Origin of the sequence: Methylibium sp. T29 (assembly GCF_000576205.1) — a bacterium.
Taxonomy (GTDB): Bacteria; Pseudomonadota; Gammaproteobacteria; order Burkholderiales; family Burkholderiaceae_C; genus Methylibium; species Methylibium petroleiphilum.
On sequence record NZ_AZND01000405.1, the window covers coordinates 1 to 2,156 of the forward strand.

General features: G+C 72.3%; 2 protein-coding genes. Both read right to left on the reverse strand.

Annotation, left to right across the window (positions count from 1 at the left end; genetic code table 11):
• Position 1 precedes the first annotated feature (1 nt).
• Positions 2–337 carry an FAD-binding protein gene (locus tag x551_RS21450; protein WP_036251181.1) on the reverse strand — a complete coding sequence of 112 codons (336 nt, stop codon included), beginning with the start codon at positions 335–337 and terminating at the stop codon, positions 2–4.
• Between the two features lie 43 nt (positions 338–380).
• Positions 381–1,895 carry an FAD-linked oxidase C-terminal domain-containing protein gene (locus x551_RS21455; RefSeq protein WP_011831211.1) on the reverse strand — a complete coding sequence of 505 codons (1,515 nt, stop codon included), beginning with the start codon at positions 1,893–1,895 and terminating at the stop codon, positions 381–383.
• Positions 1,896–2,156 lie beyond the last annotated feature (261 nt).

Consider the following 2,156-nt stretch of genomic DNA (forward strand, 5'->3'; position numbering starts at 1 on the left):
CTCAGGCCGGCCGCGACGAGCCCGCCCACCGTGCCCTTGGCGACCGAGCGACGCGAAAGCGCGGCGGTTCGAACGGCAGGCACTGGCCGTGCTCGGCGAGCGCCGCCTCCAGCTCGGCGATCGGCGTGCCGGCGCGTGCGCTCACCACCAGCTCGGTGGGTTCGTAGCTGGAGATGCCGGTGAGCCCGGTGGTGTGCAGCGCCTCGCCGTGGCGCGGGCCGCCGTAGAAGGCCTTGGAGCCGTGGCCGGCGATCTCGAGCGGGGTGCCGTCGGCCTGCGCGGCGCGCACGCGCTCGACCAGGGCGCGCAAGGCGGGGTCGTCGTCGGGAGAGGTCATCGTCGTGGCACGGGTTCTCGAACGGATGGGGGGCCGACCGGCGTCAGAACCGCGGCAGGTCGGGGAAGGGCAGCAGGCCCTTCTTCACGTGCATCTTTCCGTACTCGGCGCAGCGGTGCAGCGTGGGGATCACCTTGCCGGGGTTCAGCAGGCCGGCCGCGTCGAAGGCGCGCTTGAGGCCGAGCATCTGCTCGCGCTCGGCCGGCGTGAACTGCACGCACATCGAGGCGAGCTTCTCGACGCCCACGCCGTGCTCGCCGGTCACGGTGCCGCCGAGCATCACGCTGGTCTCCAGGATGTCGGCGCCGAACAGCTCGGCGCGGTGCAGCTGGTCGGGGTCGTTGGCGTCGAACAGGATCAGCGGGTGCAGGTTGCCGTCGCCGGCATGGAACACGTTGCAGCAGCGCAGGCCGTACTTCGTCTCCATCTCGGTGATGCGGGTCAGGATCTCGGCCAGCTTCTTGCGCGGGATGGTCGAGTCCATGCACATGTAGTCGGGGCTGATGCGCCCGCTGGCCGGGAAGGCGTTCATGCGCCCGCTCCAGAACTTCAGGCGCTCGGCCTCGCTGGTGCTGATGTCGAAGCGTGTCGCGCCGGCCCCTTCCATCACCGCCACCATGCGGGCGATCTCCTCCTCCACCTCCTCGGGCGTGCCGTCGCTCTCGCAGATGAGGATGGCGTGGGCGTCGAGGTCGTAGCCGGCGTGCACGAAGTCCTCGACGGCGGCGGTCATCGGCTTGTCCATCATCTCCAGGCCGGCCGGGATGATGCCGGCGCCGATCAGCGCGGCCACCGCGTTGCCGGCCTTGCGCACGTCGTCGAAGCTGGCCAGGATGGCGCGCGCCAGCAGCGGCTTGGGCACCAGCTTCACGGTGACCTCGAGCGTCACCGCCAGCATGCCCTCGGAGCCGATCACCGCCGACAGCAGGTCCAGGCCGGGCGCGTCGAGCGCCTCGGAGCCGAACTCGACCGGCTCGCCCTCGACGGTGTAGCCGCGCACCCGCAGCACGTTGTGGATCGTCAGGCCGTACTTCAGGCAGTGCATGCCGCCGGAGTTCTCGGCCACGTTGCCGCCGATCGTGCAGGCGATCTTGCTGCTTGGGTCGGGCGCGTAGTACAGGCCGTGCGGCGCGGCGGCCTCGCTGATGGCCGCGTTGCGCACGCCCGACTGGACGACGGCGGTGCGGCTGACCGGGTCGACCTTCAGGATGCGGTTGAACTTGGCGAGCGACAGCGTCACGCCGAGTTCGTGCGGCATCGCGCCGCCGGACAGGCCGGTGCCGGCGCCGCGCGCCACCACCGGCACCGCGAGGCGGTGGCAGGCCTTCAGCACCGCGGCGACCTGGGCCTCGGTCTCCGGCAGCGCCACGACCAGCGGCATGGCGCGGTAGGCGGTGAGGCCATCGCACTCGTACGGGACGGTGTCCTCGCGCTGCCACAGCAGCGCATGGGCGGGCAGCAGCGGCGCGAGCGCGGCCACCACTTCGGCCTGGCGGCGGCTGCGTTCTTCGCGGGACGGGGCGGCAGGCAGCGCGGTCGCGGCGAGCGGTGCGTTCATCGAGGTCTCCTGGCGTGGCCGCCGATCCCCACGGATGGCGACGGCCGCACTCAACGTGCGAGCTTAAGCGCTGCCGACCCCGCCGGCCATGCGCTCGGGTTCTGGCGGTTTTGACGCGGACGAGGGCAATGGCGCGCGACGAACGCCGCAGGCCGTTCTCGTCAGTGATCCACCAGCGTGCCCGGCGGTGGCGTGGCGCCGGGGCGGGGCGGGACCTTGGGGCCGGGTCGCTCCGGGGGGCGAGCTCCGGCGGTCGCACGG